The organism is Peribacillus sp. R9-11, from assembly GCF_031345095.1.
In the GTDB taxonomy this organism is placed as follows: Bacteria; Bacillota; Bacilli; order Bacillales; family DSM-1321; genus Peribacillus; species Peribacillus butanolivorans.
Genome location: NZ_CP133763.1, coordinates 670,265 through 690,188, shown reverse-complemented (window position 1 = coordinate 690,188; position 19,924 = coordinate 670,265). Strand labels below are relative to the sequence as shown.

The following is a 19,924-nucleotide window of genomic DNA, read 5'->3' as shown; positions in this document are numbered from 1 at the left end:
GTGAAAATAATGAAGATAAGCCCTTAAATTCATGAAACAACTCACCACCCCGATCTCCCCTCATAATCTGTAACTAGGCACATTTATGAGGAGGACGGATCATGGAGATGGAATTGACGGCACTCCATTGGATTTATGTTGTATTTATTGCATTGATAATCGGGTTTATGGTAAAACGTCGTGATACTACCCTCATTTGCATAATTGGAATTTTCCTTTTGGCTTTAGTTGCTACTGGCAGTTTAGCCTCATCCATAAGCGGGATATTTAACAGCTTCATTTTCGCAATCACAGAATTAATGTCCACGATTTTAATTATTTCAATCATAGTTGCCATGAGCACGGTTTTAACAAAGTCTGGAATTAATGATGTCATGATCGCACCATTTGCTAAATTCATTAAAAATCCTACCCTTGCCTTTTGGATAATCGGAATCGTCATGATGATCATATCCTGGTTTTTCTGGCCCTCACCGGCTGTTGCCTTACTTGGGGCGGTTATGCTCCCCGTTGCATTACGGGCTGGTTTACCTGCTCTCGGTGTGGCGATGGCGATGAACCTTTTTGGTCATGGAATAGCATTGTCAGGGGATTTCATCATTCAAGCTGCACCTAAACTGACGGCGGATGCCGCTTCGATACCAGTCGGTGATGTTATCGCTGCGAGCATTCCCCTTGTCATCACAATGGGCGTCGTCACCACCCTCTCCGCCTTTATCCTCTTGAAGCGGGATATGAAACTTGGAAGAATCAAGGCGGAGGATAATGAAGGTATCCTCCAAGATCAAACATTTAGTGAAGATCTGCTCACACTGGCACAAAAGAAGTTTTTTGCAGTCTTCATTCCGATCGCATTTCTGTTGGATGTTGTGGCATTATCGATTTTGAAGTTACAAGGGGGAGATGCAACCGCATTGGTTGGCGGTACTGCCGTTTTCATTTTGCTCATTTTATCCCTTGTCGCACATAAACAACAAGGACTTGAAAAATCAACGGCCTATTTAATTCAGGGATTTCAATTTGGATTCAAAGTATTCGGACCCGTCATTCCAATCGCTGCATTCTTCTATTTAGGTGATTCTGGCTTCAACCAAATCATCGGTGACTATTTACCAAAAACGTCTCTCGGCATCGTCAATGATCTCGGTGCCGCATTAGCGGCCTCAGTTCCTTTAACGAAAGAAATAGCCGCCGTTACATTAACGGGCATCGGTGCCATCACTGGCCTCGATGGGTCGGGGTTTTCAGGAATCTCTTTAGCAGGATCGGTTGCCAAACTATTTGGAACGGCCATTGGAAGCGGAACCGCCACCTTGACTGCACTTGGGCAAATAACTGCAATTTGGGTAGGCGGCGGAACCTTGATTCCTTGGGCACTCATCCCAGCCGCTGCAATATGTAATGTCAGTCCCTTCGAACTTGCACGCCGGAATCTGCTACCGGTAACCATTGGATTAGTAGTCACAACAATAGTTGCGATGTTTCTCATATAACTTTTTATACAGCCAATGTGCCTGGGTATTAAAAAACGAGAACAATACTTGATGATCTAGATTTGAATGTGTGAAGTAATTTCCACTTCCATATGAAAAAGGACTGAAAAAAAGATCAGTCCTTTTTACATTTTAGATAAAAATCAAATTTTATCCTAATCCAGTAATCCAAGAAGATAATGCCCTGTAGATTCTAAACTACATTATTTTTTCATTACTACTATCAACATTTATTGTTGACTCTACTTTCTTAGCCAGTTTAAATTTATAGAATAATATACAGGCGATTAAAAATCCTATCCCATAAAATAATCCGACTCGTTGAGTAGAATCAAAAGCTAGAAATACTAGAATCAAAAAGCAAAATCCTAAACAAAACAATGGGACAAATGGATAAAATGGTACTTTGTATTGTAATTCTTCCGTTTTCCCACCCGCTTTTAAAAACTTCCTACGAAACATATATTGCGATAAAGCAATTCCCATCCATGAAATCGTGACGGAAATACCTGCGATTGACATAAGTAATACGAACACAGTATCAGCAGCAATAAAGCTGGTCAATAACGATAAGAGTGAAAAAGACATTGTAAAAAGAAGGGCATTCAACGGTACTTTTCTCTTAGACAAAATACCAAATATCTTAGGTGCCATTCCATCATGTGCCATCGACCAAAGTAAACGTGAAGATGCATAAAGACATGAATTTCCAACAGAAAGAATAGCTGTCAAAATAATAAAATTCATGATACCTGCTGCATAAGGGACCCCTGCAATCTTCATTAAAGTTACAAAAGGACTTTCTAATAGACCTAATTCAGAAGAAGGGAATATGGCAGAAAGAATAATAATGGAGGCAATGTAGAATACAATGATTCTAAAAATTACATTTCGAATAGCTCTAGGTATGTTCTCTTCAGGATTTTCACTTTCCCCTGCTGCAATCCCTATTAGTTCTGAGCCTTGATAAGAAAATATTACATTCATCATTGTCACAAAGACAATAGCAATACCACCTGCTGGGAAAAGTCCAGAAGGAGCTAGATTCTCAAAGAATGGGGTTGGACGATCAGATAAGGAGACAAAGCCAAAGATGCCGGCGATTCCAATTAAGATAAACAAGATTACCGCAACGATTTTTATTCCAGCGAACCAATATTCCGCCTCTGCAAAACCTCTTGTCGTTAACGCATTCAATGTAAATAAAAGTACAATGAATACAGCACACCAAATCCAGATAGGAACATGAGGGAACCAGTGTTTCATCAATATTCCCGCTGCTGTAAACTCAACTCCTGCAGTTGCGGCTGAACCGACGAAATACATCCATCCGAGCGAAAAACCAGCGGAAGGTCCAATATATGTAGCAGCATATTTTTGGAATGAACCTGTAACCGGCATATGAACAGCTAGCTCGCCTAGACAGACCATTACCATATACAAAATAAGACCACCTGCTAAATAACCCACCAGAGCCCCTCCAGCCCCTGCTTGATTAATTGTATAGCCTGCATTTAAAAATAGGCCTGTCCCAATAACGCCACCAAGCGATAGCATAAATAAATGACGTCTTTTCATTGAGCGTTGCAGTTGTTCATTGTTTTCCAAACCATTCCCCATATTATCACGTCCTTTTCTTTGCTATTAATCCACCTTCTTCCTAACTAACTTAGAATCTTAATGAGAGACAACTAAGACCGCCATCTTGTTTTTGGAATTCTGACATCTCCACTTCAATCACAGTGTATCCAATATCTTCAATCTTTTTCTTTGTTCCCTCAAATCCTTTCGGGACAATAATGTAGTCGTTCATTCGGACGCAGTTACCCGAATATTCTTCGTCCTCTGTTACAACAATTTGATTATAGCTAGAAAAAGCTTCATGATTGATAAATTCTCCGGCCACTAATAAATTATTGTCTCCTAGATAATTCACACCCGTTTTTAAATGAAAGAATTTCTTAAGAGGAATGATGGTCGTATCATAGCCATACTTACCCATAATATCTTTGAACTGCCGAGCACCTGCTTCATTTGTTCTTGAAGAAAGTCCAACATAGAAGCGATCTTCTGCCTGCATGACATCTCCGCCATCTAACATACCTGGAGATTGAATATACTCAATTGTGTCATAAAAGTCTTTTAAAACTTCTTTCATTTCAATAATCTCACCATTTCGGCTTTCTGCACCAGGATTCGTTACAAGGGCACATTTTGGCGTCAACACGGCGGTATCTTCTACAAACGTAGAATCAGAGTATGTTTCATCCGATTCGAGAACAGTCACTTTCACACCACAGCGTTTTAATGCTTCTATATAAGCCTCGTGTTGTACAAGCGCTTTTTCATAATCCGGGTTTCCTAAATCCGATGTTGTTAAGCCATTTACATAACTTTTACCAATCTTTCGTACAATCGCATGTTTAAACATATTTATTCCTCCTAATATAGTTAACTTAATTTTTTTAAATAGGGACAGTTAAACCATCTGAACCTTCCGGACCTATTGCACTTGTGCTCCAAACTGTACAAGCAGTTTTTTAGTTATTGGATTTTCGGCACCACTAACCTTGTAGAAACGATAGGACCCCTCTTTCACTTCTCAACCAAACTCTTAAACATACTCTTTATTAGTCTCTCCAGCATAACGGGCGTATGAACAAAGGCACTATCGATGTGAAGGCGCTCAGTACGCTGGTGTGCATCCTTGCCGAACGGACCCACATTGAGCACGGGTGCTTGAAGTTGAAGCATATCAGCGAAAGGAATGCTATAAGTATCGCCCCAGACTGGCGTATTCTTTTCAAAAGCAGTCCAGCCATCAGCCTCATCACTATATTGAACATAGCTTAAATCGCAAAGACCATTAAAATAATGAATTTGGCTGACTTCTTTATTAAACCTGGCTGCAGTTTCCTTTATTAATTGCACAGAATCGATGATAAACGGGTCATTGGACGTATTAACAGCTGGATAATAGGGCGGCGCAAACAGCAATACAATAGCCGGCGCAAGCTCCTGACATTGAATCATCAGTTTATCAGCGATTCGCAGTGATTTTTCCCGCTCATCCCATTCCATGTTTCCTTGGACTTCACTCTTTATTTCCGCAACAAAATTTGCACCAAATTTCCCCTCGGCATAAGAAAGTAAATTTTCGTAGCGCAATACTTTTACTTCACCTACACCTTCAATCTGTTCACGCCGGCAAACAGCTTTATATGATTCATTGCACATTATCGCTGCTTCCTGTGCAACCTGCTCGAATATATCCATAATTTCAGCAGCGCTTCTTTTCATAATGAAAACATTATAAAGGGCGGCTGCACGATAAGGAGTCTGTGTTGAATATTGTAATTTCAAATCTTTTTGCTGAAGCGAAACGGGTAAAGGTGTATCCTCTCCGAGATCACTTTCCTGAAACAGAGTGTTCCACTCCATGAGTTGAGTAAGGAACGAGGCAATATAGTTAGCTGTAATTCCCTTTAAAGGCTCACCAACGTGAGTTTCTTTTCCATAAAAAAGAGCAGCCGGCATGATTTTCCCCAACGTTCCAGAATAGATATAATGTCTATCATCTCCCGGTTTCTGTGAAAAAGATGGTTCACTGTTAAAAAACATTTTATAAGAAAGGTCATATTTATCACGCAAAGTCACAAGTTCTTTAACTGCAGCTCTCATTCCCGCTGAATTCACTTCCTCATCTGGGACGGTTAATAGCAGAAGATTGATAGACCATTGTTCGATACTTGCTTTTTCGATGAGAGCCATATGAAGGGCAAGTCCCATTTTCATATCCATTGTTCCTCTTCCAAACAAGTATCTTCCCGATTCAAGATCAATGCGAGCTTCTTCCGGTAAATTATCTTTTCGTTCATGAAGTTTTTTTGTGAGCTCCTCTGGTTGAAAAGCAAGAGTCTCAAGATCGCCGTATTCTTCAGTCTGGACCGTATCAAAATGGCTAATTAATACGACTGTCTCCTTGGCTTCAGGATGTTTGTAAAAGGCATTGACAAAGTTTCTCCCTAGATCAACTTCGTGAAGTGATAAGTGCTCTGGATTCCTTTTAAAATAATCAAGCTTGCTTAATTTCTCTTGAACTTTATAAGGAAACATGCATTCCCCTTCAGTAAGAGTACGGCTTTCCCAGCTAACAAGTTCACATAATAAAGCACGAAGAGTTTCAGGTGTACCCCATAGTGATCGACTCATCGAAATCCCCCTTCCGGTTTTTAATAAATGTAAGAATATAGGGAAAACCAACCTTCTTTTATCTAAATTTTCTGTTTTTTAAAAGCGTAGTGACAAACAGCTCAATCCACCGTCCTGCTTTTGGAACTCAGACATTTCCAGTTCAATCGTTTTAAAACCAACTTCATTCATTTTACGTTTCGACTCTTCATATCCCTTTGGAATAATCACATAATCATTTACAAGGATACAGTTTGCTGAGTATTCGTCTTCAGTTGAAACCGTTATTTTCTTGTATGGTGAAAAATTATGATGATTGATAAATTCACCTGCAGCTACAATCAAGTTTTCCCCAAGGTAGGAGATTCCTGTTTTCAGACAGCGGTATCTTCAACGAATGTTGAATCTGGAAATTCCTCACTTGCTGGCAAGTGTGTAACTGAAACCCCGCATTTTTTTAATGCTTCCACATAAGCAGCATGCTTCTCTAATAATCTTTCATAATCTGGCTTGCCTAGGTCGGAGGTTGTTAAACCATTTACATAACTTTCTCCCAGTGTTTTTACAATTACATGTTTATACTTAATTTCCCCCTCAATATTTGATATTCGTACGTACAACTGGACAGGTTAAACAAGTTGGTCCTCCAGTGCCTTTATAACTGATTTCAGTTCCCTTGTATTCATATACTGTGGCTCCAGCATCAAGAAGCTGTTGTTTTGTGTAAGCGTTACCAGAAGACATTACACAAACACGCGGAGCTAATGCAAGCACATTGCAGCCTAAGTTCATGTACTCATCATCCGGCACTTCAATAAGCTGAATACCGCGATCAATAAGCAGTTTTCTGAAAAATACTGGCATAAGACGAGAATGGACTACTGCTAAATCATGGTCTACCATGCTGATAAAGGACATAAGATGGAGGCACTCTGCCTCGCCTTGATCATGTGTAAGCTGGACTACGATGAATTCATCGACAAGATGAGCGGTCATTTCTTTTAATTGCCGAATAGCTTCAGCGTTTGTACGATAACCATGTCCGACAACAAGTGTCCGATCATCAAGCCAAACGATATCACCGCCATCTGCGACAGCATCACCAGTTAAAACACCAATAATCGGTATGTTCTTCTCCTTACAAAACTCCTTGTATACATTTGCTTCAGGCTGTCTCAATTCTTTCCCAGACTTTAAAATAATGGCTCCTTCACTCGTGAATTTTACAGGATCATGCGCATATAAGGAATCCATTCCGACTTCCGAAGATGCGGGCAAATAATCGATGTTTGGAACATATTTCTCCAAAATAGAAATAAAGTCACCATACTCTGTTAGGGCTTCTTTGAAATCTGGCTCTTCTACATAGTTGAAATTCTGCCATTCTTGGCTTATATGCTCTTGACTAATAAAAGCGTCGTTCGGATGTTTTACAATGACACGTTCTAATGGTTGGTACATAGACGAACAATATGTCATTACCTTTCCTCCTTTTTCCGCATATCGGAAAACGTTTCCGACAATAGGAAATTTTCTTAAATTATAAAATTAAATATGGTATAATGTCAATATGTTTTAAATCTTCAGTTTTTTTTGTAACTCGTAATGAAAGATAGGTGGTAAGTTTATGCAATCAATTGACCGGGCCATGAACGTTATTAAGGTGCTAGTTTCCGATTCATCGGAAAACTGGCTGTCTATTACGGAACTATCTCAAGAATGTGAACTTCCGGTTAGTTCCATGCACCGTTTGTTAAAAGCAATGTCCAAGCATGGCCTAATTCAACAAGACGAACAATCCAAACAATATGGTTTAGGAAATATTTGGCTCGAATATGGTTTGCGTATGTATGACAAAATGGATTACATAAGTCAAATAAGGCCTGAACTAGAAAGGCTTATGAACAAAGTGGAGGAAAGCGTCTATCTCAGCCAGCCAGTAGGAATTGAGTCACTCATTATCGAACGAATCGACAGTGAAAAAAGCCAAATCCGTGTTTATGACCAGCTTGGCTCACGAGTCCCTATGCATATTGGAGCTGCTAATAAGGTAATGCTCGCCTATATGCCATATAATCAAGCGAAAAAAATCGTAGATGCTCTTTTGCCAGTTCAAGAAAGAGCATCTTTTTGGGATATATTGAAAGAAACTAAAATGAAGGGACATGGAATCAGTCACAGTGAAAGAACAGAAGGAACATCTTCTGTAGCTGTTCCGGTCTTAAACCATTTTGGAGAAGTGCATGGGGCAGTGAGTATTGGTTTTGTCAGCTTTAACTTGACAGAAGACAGACTTGATTTTCTCATTAAAAATGTGATTGAAACCGGCAATCGAGTTTCTTCAAAATTGGGGTATAGAGGACCATGAATATGAGACCAGTGGATGAACGGTATTCACGAAACGATTCATCCATTAATATCTTGTTGTTTTATAATAAACCCTGAAAATTTTAATAAGTCGTCACTTCTTTTCCGAATTAATCTTTTCGTTAAAATTTCAGTCTTTCCCTTGCGATTAACGCAAATAATCAAAGCGGTCAATATGGTAGATTGTTATTCCACCAAACCAATTATAAGGATAGTAGGCCTCAGATCCTAAGCAGATAAAAACGGGTGTCACGTTACTTCAAAACCTTGTCTCTGAAACCGATGGCATAATAAAAAAGGACCCAAAAGTGTCTGAAATCACCACAACTTTAAAATATAGATTTCATCTAATATTCTAAAGTTGTGGTTCGAACACTTTTGGGTCTTATTCTTTTTTCTCACAATTTTTCCTAATCGAAGGTTTTAACTTGATACGACTGTACTTAAATCAGAATTTTCACAATGACTACTGAGTAAATAATCTTGAATAATTTTTAATACGATATCTTGATTTTGCTTTAAGTAAAAATGATCTCCCTTTAAAATATGCAATTCGTTAATATGTTCAATGTATTGATTCCAGCTTTCAATACTTTCCTTCGTCACAGAATCCTCAGAACCTAATAACAAAACAGCCTTATTATTCAACTTTTTTTGACGTCTATTTTCACCATGATAGTTTGCTAATATATTTAAATCTGATTGGATAATCGGAAGGAATATATTCATGAAATCTTCTGTTTCTAATAGCTCCTTGTTTGTTCCCCCGATTTTTTTTAGTGATTGTTTTAAATTGTTTGAATTAGAACAATCGATTTGATCTACCTTATAATCTGGAGACGATTTGCTAGATATAAATAATTGTTCTACCTTATTTCCGTATCTCTCTTCTAATTTTGCCGCAATTTCATATGCTACTATCGCACCCATACTATGTCCAAAAAAGGAGATATTTTTTAGTGAATTTATTTGATATTTTGTTTGCATTTCTTCCATTAAGATATCCGTCAGAGCAGACATACGATCACACAATGGTTCACAGTATTTACTTCCATGTCCAGGGTATTCTAGCGGGATTACCTCAATCTCATTGCTATCAAATTTCCACTCTCTATAAAAAGATGCACTTCCCCCAGCATAAGGAAAACAAAAAAGTTTTTTATTCAGTCCTTTCATCCCCTTACTCCTCCACCTAAATAAGAATTAATTCAACATAAACTTCATAAAGTTATCAACATATCTCGAATCAATTTCTGGCATTCTCATTGACAGCAGATCTAATTCCTTTTTGGTTTTGGATTGTAGAATTTCTGATTCTTTTAATTTTGTTGATTCGTCAATTAATTGGGACAAAGCACTTAATGAATGAATCTCATTAGATTGTGTCTTTTCTTTTAAAGATTGCAGCCATTCATCTAAGTCCATATTCGAGTAAGATATATCATTCTTTTCAAAGAAAGAGGTTACGAATTCACTTGAAACTTTCTGATCATTGAACATATGGTAGATTCCGAGTTTATTGTTCTCATCTAATCTTGATATTTTGTAAATAAACTCACTTACAAAATCGACTGGCATTAATTCAAAATGAATTTCTTCTTTAAATGGTAATATCTTTTGATCAATAAATGATTCAAAAACTTTGTACAACATATCCTTCTCGTTCCAGACCCCATTTGATGAATTAGATGAAATCCTACCTAATCGGAAAATATCGACTGTTAGTCCATAATCTCTTGCTTGGAGAAGTAGTTTCTCTGCAACCCATTTTGACTGGCTATACCCGATCATTAAATCGGATGAATAAACTAATTCGTCTTCTTCGTCCCATTTTCTTTCTCCAGTTAATACAGAAAGCGTTGATGCGTAATAAATATTTTTCCGAGTGTTGGAAGAAGCAAACTTAACAATCTCTACTACACCATCTACATTCGAAATTTTTGATTTACTATACGGTTCGAAGAAGTTCGTTTCTGCACCTACATGATACACCTGAGAAACATCATTGCTTAATTTCTCATATGTCATATCATCTAAACCAAATTGATGTTTACTAAAATCCCCTTCAATTACCACTATTCTGCTTTCGAACTCATCCTGCCAAAGACCATATTTTATTAATGTATCTTTTAATCTATTTTTCGAAGGAAATCTAACCAAACAATAGATTTTGACATGATCTATTTCCACTAACAATTTGTTTAATAGATGTGCTCCTAAAAACCCTGTTCCTCCTGTAATCAACATGTTTTTTTCAAATTGAACTGGTTGAGCACATATTTCTCTTATTTTCTCCTTCAAAGAGTGATCGAGCGTAGAATCGTTTTCCATCACGACTTCTATACTGCCAGATGAATCCATTTCAAGTGCATCAACAAATTTATTTACTGTATTATTTGCTAATAATATTTGTAAAGTGGCTTCTGGTAATACAGTTTCTTTCATTACATAGATCAGTTTGGTAGCTAAAATGGAATGCCCTCCATTTTCAAAGAAGTTATCGTCTAATCCTAAACTTTGATTTCCTAATACCTTTTTCCAAATCTCTAATACTTCTTTTTTCTTTCCATCTTCTTGAATAGCTACGGAAGTTTTATTTTGCATTATATCCATTTCTAACAATTTCTCTTTATCCACTTTACCGTTGGCATTAAGAGGAAAATTATCAACTCTAACAAAGAAGTGTGGAATCATATAATTCGGCACTTCATTACTCAAATAATCTTTTATATCATTCTCGACGTTTTCCGTGTTCTCATCCTTATGTGTGTAATAAGCGGTAACGTAATTCTCATTATTGATGTTTTTAACAGCTACTACTGAACTTTCAACCTTTGGATATTTATCAAGTTTTTCTTGAATTTCATTTAACTCAATTCTAAAACCGCGTATTTTTACTTGGCTATCTTTTCGTCCTTTATACAGAATCTCACCATTATTTAAACGGATGCCATGATCACCTGTTTTATACCACTTCGTCTGATTTAAATCATCTATAATCAAAGCTTGTTCTGTTAATTCTGGTTGATTTAAATAACCTCTCATAACTCCTTGACCGCCAATGTAGATCTCTCCTATTTCTCCATCGCCAACCTCAACTTGTTCTTCAGATAGAATTTTTATTTCAACATTACTCAACGGCTTTCCAATAGGAATAACATCTACATCTTTGTCTTCAACTTCATGACAAATAGCAAAGGTTGTGCATTCGGTTGGCCCATACCCATTAATTAAAGAAACATGACCGATCGTTTGTTTCAATCTATTTACATGAGAAATGGAGATTTTATCTCCACCAACCACGATTTTCTTTAATCCTTCAAAAATAAATGGATCCTCATCTACCATTGCATTGAAAAGACCAGTTGTAAAAAACGCTACATCTACCTTTCCAACTGATATTGTTTCTTTCCAATCATCAAAAGAAGTAAATTCATTTGACATCAAGAATAATGTAGCTCCATTTAGTAACGCTCCCCATATCTCAAAAGTTGCGGCATCAAAGCAGGGGTTAGAAAATTGAGCCACTCTATTATTTTCGTTTATTTCAAGCATTTTAGAGTTCAATACTAAATTAACTACACTACTTTGTTCTATCATTACGCCTTTTGGCTTTCCAGTTGTTCCAGAAGTATAAATTACATACGCTAGACCATTTTCTGATGAACGGTTGACAGAAGTGTGTCCTTCCTTGCTTAGCTCATTAAGCTCAAATAGAATTGGTTGAATACCTAATTCACTAAACTTCCCTTGAGGGCCATTAGATAAGAAGAACTTCATATTCGTATCTGCAAGCATATATTCTAATCTTATTAATGGATACTTTTCGTCTATTGGAACATAGCAACAACCTGACTTTAAAATTGCAAGCATCCCTATGACCAGTTCAATGGATCTTTGACTTGGAATCCCTATCATTGTTTCCTGTTGAATTCCTAAATCAACGATTTTTTTGGCAAGATTATCTGAGAGAATATCTAATTCTTTATAGGTAATTTGCCGTTCATTTTCACAAAGTGCAACTTTTGATTGATTATCCTCTACTATTTTTCTAAAAGCTTCAGTTATTGACATCAATTTATTCGTCGCCATCAATTTACTTATCATAGTGCCCCAACTTTCAAGTTATTTATTAATTTACCAATAGATAACGTTTCATCTTCTGTTAGATTTAAGAATATCCTTTGCATCGAATCCATAAAACGTAAGATCTCATTTTCATCATACATACTGTCTTTATAAATAATTTTATAATGGAGCTTTGACTGCACTAAAGCGGCAGAAAACGTAAGATCGAAATTAGTCGATTCATTTCCAACAGAATTTTCAATCATTATTCGCGAATCCTCTGCTAGTTCTGTGCTCGGGTAATTTTCGAACACAAATATATGTTGAAATAAATCTTTATCCCATGGAATTTCAGCATATCGCTTAATATCCGTTAGTGAACTAAACTCATACTCTCTCATTTGTAATTGCTTATTTTGAATAGCGGTGAAATAAGATTGTAAATCATCTTCCCAATCGATTTTCAAAGAAAATGGAAGTGTGTTGATTAATAAACCTACAGCTGATTCGATATGTGGAATGCTAAGGTTCCTTCCTGAGCTTGTCACACCATAGCATACTGACTTGCTTTCGCTAAGGTAGGATAGGACGATGCCCCAAACTCCTTGAACCACTGTATTAATTGTTTTCCTGTGTCGCTTGGATATATCTATTAATTTTTCAGTAAGATCCTCAGATAAGCTATATTCAATAACCTTATCGGATGAAAAAGATTGTTTATTTTTTTTCATACTTGCTAGTGCTTTTACTTGTCCGAAATCCTCCAACTCTTTATTCCAGAAAGCTGCTTCATCTTTTTTATTAACATTCTGAACATGATTCATGACTTGTTTATAAGCAAGCTTATGCTCTTCACCGTCTTTTGACATACTGGATGCATTTAGATAATTATCCATGAAATGATTAATAACAATTTGCAGACTCCAGCCATCTATTAGGGCATGATGATGTGTCCAAATGAATTTATAGCGATGACTCGATAGTTGAATTAATGTTATATTCATGAGTGGACCATTCTCTAACTCAATTTGTCTACCCCTGCATTGCACTAACAGATTATCTATTTTCTCTTCTAACTCGTCGCCATTAAACATCGTTAGATTCACATGATTAAACACATAATAAATGTCATTGAGTATAATTTGATAGCGGTCTCCCATTTGATTTCGCCTAAAAACTGACCTTAGAACGTCATATTTTCTACAGGTATCATTCCAAGCTTCTTCTAATTTATCCAGGTCAAGATTCCCTTTTAAATCAATAGATAGCTGTGAAATATATTCAGAACTTTGATTCACTTCACTATGGAATAACATCCCTTCTTGAAGTGATGTCACTGGGTAAATCTCTTCAATATTATTAAACTTATTAATAAAATGGGTGATCGTACTTCCATCAATTATTTTCTCGGATTCGAAATCCGTTTCAACAATGGAATCATTTAAATCTACACTTCCGCTTAAAACTTTGTTTATTTGCGATTCAACTTCTTTACATATTATTTGGAAATTCTCATTTTTTCTATCCCCAATAATATTCAGAATGAGTCTATTGTTTACGATGCTTGCGACAAAATTCAGTTTATATGGAAACTTGTAGTTTAAATCAATATTGCTACTATTGGTTTGTTCCATATCACCTGTGTTGTTAAACTGACCTAGATAGTTATAACTCACAAGGCTATCTGGATAGCTATAATTCTTATTAGAAATATACTTTAGGATACCAAAGTCAAACCCTTTGTTTGGCACACTTCTTAATGTGTTTTTTGTATTTCTCAACGTTGACCCCAAAGACGATTTTCCTTCAATCCTTACTGGATAGATAGAGGTGAACCATCCTACCGTCCTTGATAGATCAATACCATCCTCAATATCCTCTCTTCCATGGCCTTCTAAATCGAGCCAAAATTCATGGATTCCTATTCGATTGGAAAACACATGAGCGATAACAGATAATAAAACTTCATCAATCGACGTTTTATATTTTCTTAATGTATTTTTAATGAGGTTTTGTGTTTTGGCCTCATCCACTTCTATTTTATACATGCCTTCAAAATCACACGTTTCTCCTAAACTTTTCGTCTGCGGAGAAACGGTCTTATTCATTTCCTTCTCCCAATATTGGACGGCTTCTTCTGATCGTTCAGTATTCTGATATTCGTTAAGTTTCTCGGACCATTGTTTATAAGAAGTCGTTTTTAAAGGCAGTGATAGTTCTTGTTCATTCTTTATCTGTTGACAACATCTTTCGAAATTTTCAAGAAGTATCCTCCACGAAACACCATCAACTAAGAGGTGATGGATTACCCAAAAAATTCTTACTTCTCTTTGATCCTTAAAAAGAAGAAACTTCATCATAGGTCCATTGTGAATGTTTAAACTTTGTTGGGCACTTTCTTCTAGTTCTTTAATTTCCTTCAAACTATTTTCATCTTTAAAACTTGAAACATGATACTCATAAAAACCACATGCTGTATCTACATTCCGAATATTGCCTATATATGAATCACCTTGTTTTTCAAATAATGTCCTTAAAACATCGTGATGATCAATTAATTTCATAATGATTTTTTTATATTGTTCAGTTGACATTGTATTATCCTTCATTAAAACGACAGACTGATTCCAATGATGAATATTCTCATGATTTTCATTAAAAAACCAAGATTGAATAGGCGTTAACGGGACATAACCTGATATTGTTTCTTGAACCACTTGGCTTTGCTCCTGCTCATTTACAATACTCGCTAACTCTCGTACCGTTTGATATTCAAATAAATCTTTAGGTGTTATAAATAAATGTTTCTCATTTGCAGCAGAACATATTTGAATACTGATGATTGAATCACCACCACATTCAAAAAAGTTATCATCTGGACCTATTAATGGATCGTTTAAAACATTTCTCCAAATTGTCAAAAGCTCTGTTTCAGTTTTAGACAATCCTTTCACATCTAGCATGTTTTCCTTACGTTCATCCATTTGTTCCGTCCATTTAGGAAGTGCTTTTTGATCTACTTTTCCATTCGGCGTCAAAGGAAACGTATCTAGTTTCATAAAATGAGAGGGAATCATGAAAGTAGGCAGAGTCTCTCTTAATTTTTTTCTGATTATTTCTACCGAAACTTCATTATTCACCGTATAGTAAGCAATTAGCCTTTTATTCTCAAATCTATCTTCCATTACCGTTACAAAACTATCTTTTATTTCTTCTATTTTTCGTAATGAAACATTAACCTCTGATAGTTCAACACGATATCCTCTTATTTTCACTTGATCGTCTGCTCTACCTATATAAACTAATTCTCCAGCTTTATTAAACTTAACTAAATCCCCAGTTCTATATAATTTTTCTGTAGGGTTGAATGGATTGGGTACAAACTTTTCATTGGTCAGACTCTCATTGTTCAAATATCCTCGTGCTAACCCAAGTCCCCCCACGTAAAGTTCACCCACAGATCCTACCGGTACTATTTTTTTATGTTTATCTAATACAAGTACAACAGTGTTAGTCAGAGGCTTTCCAATTGAAACAACGAATTCATTTGTTACATCTTCATTCGGAGGAAATATTTTATAACTTGTACACACCGAATATTCTGTAGGCCCATAACCATTAAAAAACGATATATGTTTAAACTTTGAAACGAGTTCAACTGGACATTCAGAACCTGCAGACCCTAACACTTTAATACTACTCAATTCAGTGATTGGGAGTTCCTTCAACGCAGCAGGTGGTAAAATAATATGCGAAATCTCTTCGTCCTTTATTTGTTCAACAAGTTTATTCATGTCAAATTGGTTTTCTTTATCTACACTTATATGTAGTTCAGCACCAAATAAAAGTGAACTAAAAATCTCAATAACGGATGCATCAAAATTAAACGTAGCGAATTGCAACACTTTAGCTGAAGTATCTAAACACATCATTTTATTTTGATTAAAAACTAAGTTAATAATTCCTCTATGTTCTATCATTACTCCCTTTGGTCTACCTGTTGTTCCGGAAGTATAAATGACATATGCTAGATCTTTATGATCAGCAATGTGAAGATTTTCTTCTATTAACGTATTCGATTCTTTCTCAATATCTTCAAAGTATATTGTTTTAGATTGATCGATTAATCCGTTCTCTTCAAGTTCTTTGTGAGTCAAACAATATGAAATGGACGAATCATGAACCATGTAGCTTAATCTATCGTTTGGATAATGAGGATCCAATGGAACATAAGCAGCTCCAGCTTTAATTACTGCCAACATCCCGACTACCATATCAATCGATCGATTCACATATATTCCAATCTTCTCTTCTTTAGAAATTCCTTTGCTTAGTAAATAGTGTGAAAGTCGATTACTCTTTTGATTTAATTCCCGATATGTAATGGTTCTCGAACCATCAACAATGGCCATTTTATCAGGAAATTGTTCAACAATTTTATAGAAAGCTTCTGGAATGGAATCATTGATCCCCTCAAAACAAATAGTTTCTCCTTGCCAATCCTCTAACAATATCTTCTCTTGTTTCTTACTCACAACAGATACTAGATCAATTGATTGTTCAGGCTGATTTGTAATTGTTTTGATCCACTCTAAAAAATTTTCACCTAATAATCGAATGGTTTGTTCATTGAAAATCTCTGAATTATACTCAAAAGCGAATAATAGTTTATCTTCAAATTCTTCCACAGCTAAACTTAAATCAAATTTTGCTACCTTTGATTTTATAACTTCAGGCGTTATGTTTATGTATTCACTTTGAAATGCTGCTTTAGCATTGTTTTGTAAAATAAAGACCGTTTGAAATAATGAGGTGTTCGCCAAATTTCTTTCAGGATTAATAACTTCAACAATTTTTTCTAATGTCATTTGTTGATGATCATAGATGTCAACGATATGATCCGTATTTCTATGTAGAATCTCTTCAAATGTTTCCTCAGATTCTATCTTTAATCTAAAGGGTAGTGTATTGACAAAATAGCCTATTGATTTCTCTGTTCCAGAAATCATTCTATTCGCTAAAGAACTTCCAACAATTACATCATTTTGTCCTGTATATTTTGCTAGAAAAGACTGATACATAGTTAGTAGAGTCATATATAGTGTTGAATTTTTTTCAAGTGACATCCGCTTTAGGCTTTGGAGCTCTTCCCTTGTTAGCTCCACTATGAAACTACTGCCATTATTGCGATTTTCTTTTTTTCGAATCGTATCTAAAGGAAGCTCTAATTTAGGTAAATCGCCTGATAAATTTCTTTTCCAAAATAGCATTTCTTCTTTAAAATTACGTTCCAACCAGCTTTTTTGTTCTACGGCAAAATCCTTATATTGTATAAAATCGTTTCCAAGGATAAGTTCTTTTTTATTCACTTCACTGTCATAAAACGATAACCATTCATCTAAAAATATACTCACTGACCATCCATCAAAAACAAAATGATGAAGATTAACAAATAGTACAAACTCTTTTTCACTCAATTTAACAAGTTTTATCGTCAAGAGAGGACCTTTTTCTATTCCAAAAATTTCCGATTGTATGTCGTCTTCTATTTGCAAAACATGAGTTGTTTGCTGTTCTGCTTTTAACTCAGTGAGGTCTATTTCACCTATTTTAACGTACAAATCTTCTCTTATTTCTTGATAGCCTATACCATCTTTTTCACGAACGATAGTTCTTAAAATTTCATGTCTATTAATGACATGATTAACGGCTTTTTCTAGAAGTGTAATGTCCACTTTCCCAGTAATTTTATATTTCTGAGGTATATTATAATTAGTCGTTTTACCATTTAGTTTTTCGTTAAACCACAAAGCTTCTTGGTTACTAGATAGAACATAATTTTGTGGTTGCGTTTCTTTGTGTTCACTTGCAGTATCTGAAATTTTATTAATGATGAAGTCAGACAACGATTGGACCGTTGAATTTTGAAAAATATTTTTTAAAGTTAGAATTTGATTAAATTCTTTGTTTAATTTTGTTAATAACTTCATGGCTAATATCGAATGGCCGCCTATTTCAAAAAAATCGGCGTTTTTATCGATTTGACTTGTTGATAAAACTTCCAAAAAAGTCTTTTCTACAAATGATATAACTATTTCTTCAAATTGAGTTTCATCTTTAGTGGATATCATTATTTCTGGAAACATCTTATGACTTAGCAATTTCAAGGTAGGATTTTCAAACAAATCCTTTAATTTTATATTGGTATCAAGTTTTTTATTTATTTTTGACACCAATTTCATAGCTGTTATCGAATGCCCACCTAGCTGGAAGAAATCAGAATCCTCATTAATCTCTCTGTTCAAGAAAAACTCTTGCCAGATTTCTTTAAGATCTTCATTAACAGTTGAGGTAGAGACAGAACGGTTTCGTATAGCTTTAAAGTCATTACTGACATTATTTTTTGTTTTTGGAAAATCAACTTCCACAGAAATTTCATTGATGTTTTGAGCCTTTGTAATTTGATTAGCAATTTGCATAAAGGCTTCTTGAATATCATGTACAAGTGAAATTTCTAAAAAGCTTCGATTAAAATACAATTTACATTTTATTGTTTCTTTATTATCCTGGGCTTGTAATGATAAAGGAAAGCTGTGTGATTCTGTTCCACCTTGTACTTCCCAATTAATACTCGATCCTTCATCTTTAGCTTCTGGATAATTTTCATAAACAAATAAAGTCTCAAATAAAGGATCTTCCTTCTTTAATTTCGTATGATTTTTGATATCTACTAAAGAAATTTGGGAGAAATCTAACATGTTGTTTAATGTTTCTTGAAATTGTTTCAATAAATCAGCAATGCTATCTGTATCTTCTATTTTTGCTATCATAGGAATCGTATTAATGAGCAGTCCAACAATTTCTTCTGATTTGAATAAATTATTCGACCTACCAGAGCTCACAATCCCAAAAACTATTCGATTCTGATGAGACATTTCCTTTAGCACCATCGACCAAATTAATTGCAATAATACATTAATCGTTACATGGTTTTTAGCTGAAAAGTCTCTTAATAGTTTACTTTGTTCTTTATCTAACTCCCAAAAGAGACTATCTCCCTTCTGGTTTTCCTTCGCTTGTTTTATAACAGGAAATGTGATCGTTGGTTGTTCAATATCCTTTGCTAGCACTTTCCAAAAACGGTTTAACTCTTCCGTATTGGTTCTATTCATAAACCGAATAAAGTCGCCATATTGTTTTGGTTTTTCAATAAGCCCTTTTGTGTCTTTTCCTACTATTTGGCTGTAAATTTCAAAGAGTTCATTGAGGACAATACTTGTGCTCCAGCCATCTAAAATAATATGGTGATGAGTCCAAATCATTATAAATTGATTTTCTTCGATTTTTATCAACTGGAATTTCATCAAATTCGAGTTATTTACGTCCATATCACGGGATTCATTGGATATCCTCTGTATTTCCTTTAATTGTTCCTGTTCATTTAGCAATGTCATGTCGAATATTTCTGGTTGATAATCGATTGAATTGAATACAACCTGAACATTGTTTTCTATATTTTTAGAGATGACCTTCATTCTTAATGCTTCATGACGATCTACAACCTGATTCCATGCCTGGAATAATGCGTTTACATCTAGAGTGCCTGTTATTCTGATTTGCATTTGAGAAATGTACAGATTTTCTGTTTGTTTATTCATTTCAAGTTCATAGAGAATTCCTTCTTGAAGAGGAGTTAATGAGTAGATATTTTGTATTGATTTCTCCAATTTTGCGCCTCCCGATCCCATTATCATTGTGTTCCATCCATATCTACTTACTTCTTTCCTTCTAGGAAACTAGTAATC

General features: G+C 35.4%; 9 protein-coding genes and 1 pseudogene. 2 read left to right on the top strand and 8 right to left on the bottom strand.

Annotation, left to right across the window (positions count from 1 at the left end; translation table 11 throughout):
• The first annotated feature begins 101 nt into the window (after positions 1-101).
• The gene (locus RE409_RS03185) at positions 102-1,493 is read left to right on the top strand and encodes a hypothetical protein (protein ID WP_309558517.1); all 1,392 of its coding nucleotides are present in this window, start codon (positions 102-104) and stop codon (positions 1,491-1,493) included.
• A gap of 198 nt (positions 1,494-1,691) precedes the next feature.
• Here RE409_RS03185 and RE409_RS03180 read toward each other — a convergent pair whose 3' ends face one another.
• The 5 genes and pseudogenes from RE409_RS03180 to RE409_RS03160 all read right to left on the bottom strand — a co-directional run bounded on the left by RE409_RS03180 (position 1,692) and on the right by RE409_RS03160 (position 7,163).
• Positions 1,692-3,113: an amino acid permease gene (locus tag RE409_RS03180; protein WP_098176109.1), complete on the bottom strand. Its 1,422-nt coding sequence runs from the start codon at positions 3,111-3,113 to the stop codon at positions 1,692-1,694.
• A 49-nt stretch (positions 3,114-3,162) separates the two neighbouring features.
• Positions 3,163-3,924 (bottom strand): dimethylarginine dimethylaminohydrolase family protein, encoded by a 762-nt coding sequence (locus RE409_RS03175; RefSeq protein WP_201222201.1) that lies wholly within the window; start codon positions 3,922-3,924, stop codon positions 3,163-3,165.
• A gap of 164 nt (positions 3,925-4,088) precedes the next feature.
• The gene (locus RE409_RS03170; RefSeq protein ID WP_309558516.1) at positions 4,089-5,705 is read right to left on the bottom strand and encodes a M20/M25/M40 family metallo-hydrolase; all 1,617 of its coding nucleotides are present in this window, start codon (positions 5,703-5,705) and stop codon (positions 4,089-4,091) included.
• 78 nt (positions 5,706-5,783) lie between these two features.
• A pseudogene (locus RE409_RS03165) lies at positions 5,784-6,271 on the bottom strand (hypothetical protein).
• A gap of 7 nt (positions 6,272-6,278) precedes the next feature.
• Entirely contained in the window at positions 6,279-7,163 is an 885-nt protein-coding gene (locus tag RE409_RS03160) for a dimethylarginine dimethylaminohydrolase family protein (RefSeq protein ID WP_201254208.1), read from the bottom strand.
• Positions 7,164-7,311: 148 nt separating this feature from the next.
• Here RE409_RS03160 and RE409_RS03155 point away from each other — a divergent pair, with 148 nt between their 5' ends.
• Positions 7,312-8,052, top strand: a complete 741-nt coding sequence (locus RE409_RS03155) for an IclR family transcriptional regulator (RefSeq protein ID WP_309558515.1) — start codon at positions 7,312-7,314, stop codon at positions 8,050-8,052.
• 422 nt (positions 8,053-8,474) lie between these two features.
• Here RE409_RS03155 and RE409_RS03150 read toward each other — a convergent pair whose 3' ends face one another.
• The 3 genes from RE409_RS03150 to RE409_RS03140 are packed head-to-tail and all read right to left on the bottom strand — an operon-like array spanning position 8,475 to position 19,867.
• The gene (locus RE409_RS03150) at positions 8,475-9,227 is read right to left on the bottom strand and encodes a thioesterase II family protein (RefSeq protein WP_201222209.1); all 753 of its coding nucleotides are present in this window, start codon (positions 9,225-9,227) and stop codon (positions 8,475-8,477) included.
• A 27-nt stretch (positions 9,228-9,254) separates the two neighbouring features.
• Positions 9,255-12,125 carry a non-ribosomal peptide synthetase gene (locus RE409_RS03145; protein ID WP_309558514.1) on the bottom strand — a complete coding sequence of 957 codons (2,871 nt, stop codon included), beginning with the start codon at positions 12,123-12,125 and terminating at the stop codon, positions 9,255-9,257.
• 29 nt (positions 12,126-12,154) lie between these two features.
• Positions 12,155-19,867: a non-ribosomal peptide synthetase gene (locus RE409_RS03140; RefSeq protein ID WP_309559227.1), complete on the bottom strand. Its 7,713-nt coding sequence runs from the start codon at positions 19,865-19,867 to the stop codon at positions 12,155-12,157.
• Positions 19,868-19,924 lie beyond the last annotated feature (57 nt).

Bases quoted from the DNA above. Each gene is read 5' to 3' on its own strand.
- RE409_RS03140 (WP_309559227.1), bottom strand. From the start codon at position 19,867: ATGGGATCGGGAGGCGCAAAATTGGAGAAATCAATACAAAATATCTAC.
- RE409_RS03160 (WP_201254208.1), bottom strand. From the start codon at position 7,163: ATGACATATTGTTCGTCTATGTACCAACCATTAGAACGTGTCATTGTA.
- RE409_RS03145 (WP_309558514.1), bottom strand. From the start codon at position 12,125: ATGTCAATAACTGAAGCTTTTAGAAAAATAGTAGAGGATAATCAATCA.
- RE409_RS03175 (WP_201222201.1), bottom strand. From the start codon at position 3,924: ATGTTTAAACATGCGATTGTACGAAAGATTGGTAAAAGTTATGTAAAT.
- RE409_RS03155 (WP_309558515.1), top strand. From the start codon at position 7,312: ATGCAATCAATTGACCGGGCCATGAACGTTATTAAGGTGCTAGTTTCC.
- RE409_RS03150 (WP_201222209.1), bottom strand. From the start codon at position 9,227: ATGAAAGGACTGAATAAAAAACTTTTTTGTTTTCCTTATGCTGGGGGA.
- RE409_RS03170 (WP_309558516.1), bottom strand. From the start codon at position 5,705: ATGAGTCGATCACTATGGGGTACACCTGAAACTCTTCGTGCTTTATTA.
- RE409_RS03185 (WP_309558517.1), top strand. From the start codon at position 102: ATGGAGATGGAATTGACGGCACTCCATTGGATTTATGTTGTATTTATT.
- RE409_RS03180 (WP_098176109.1), bottom strand. From the start codon at position 3,113: ATGGGGAATGGTTTGGAAAACAATGAACAACTGCAACGCTCAATGAAA.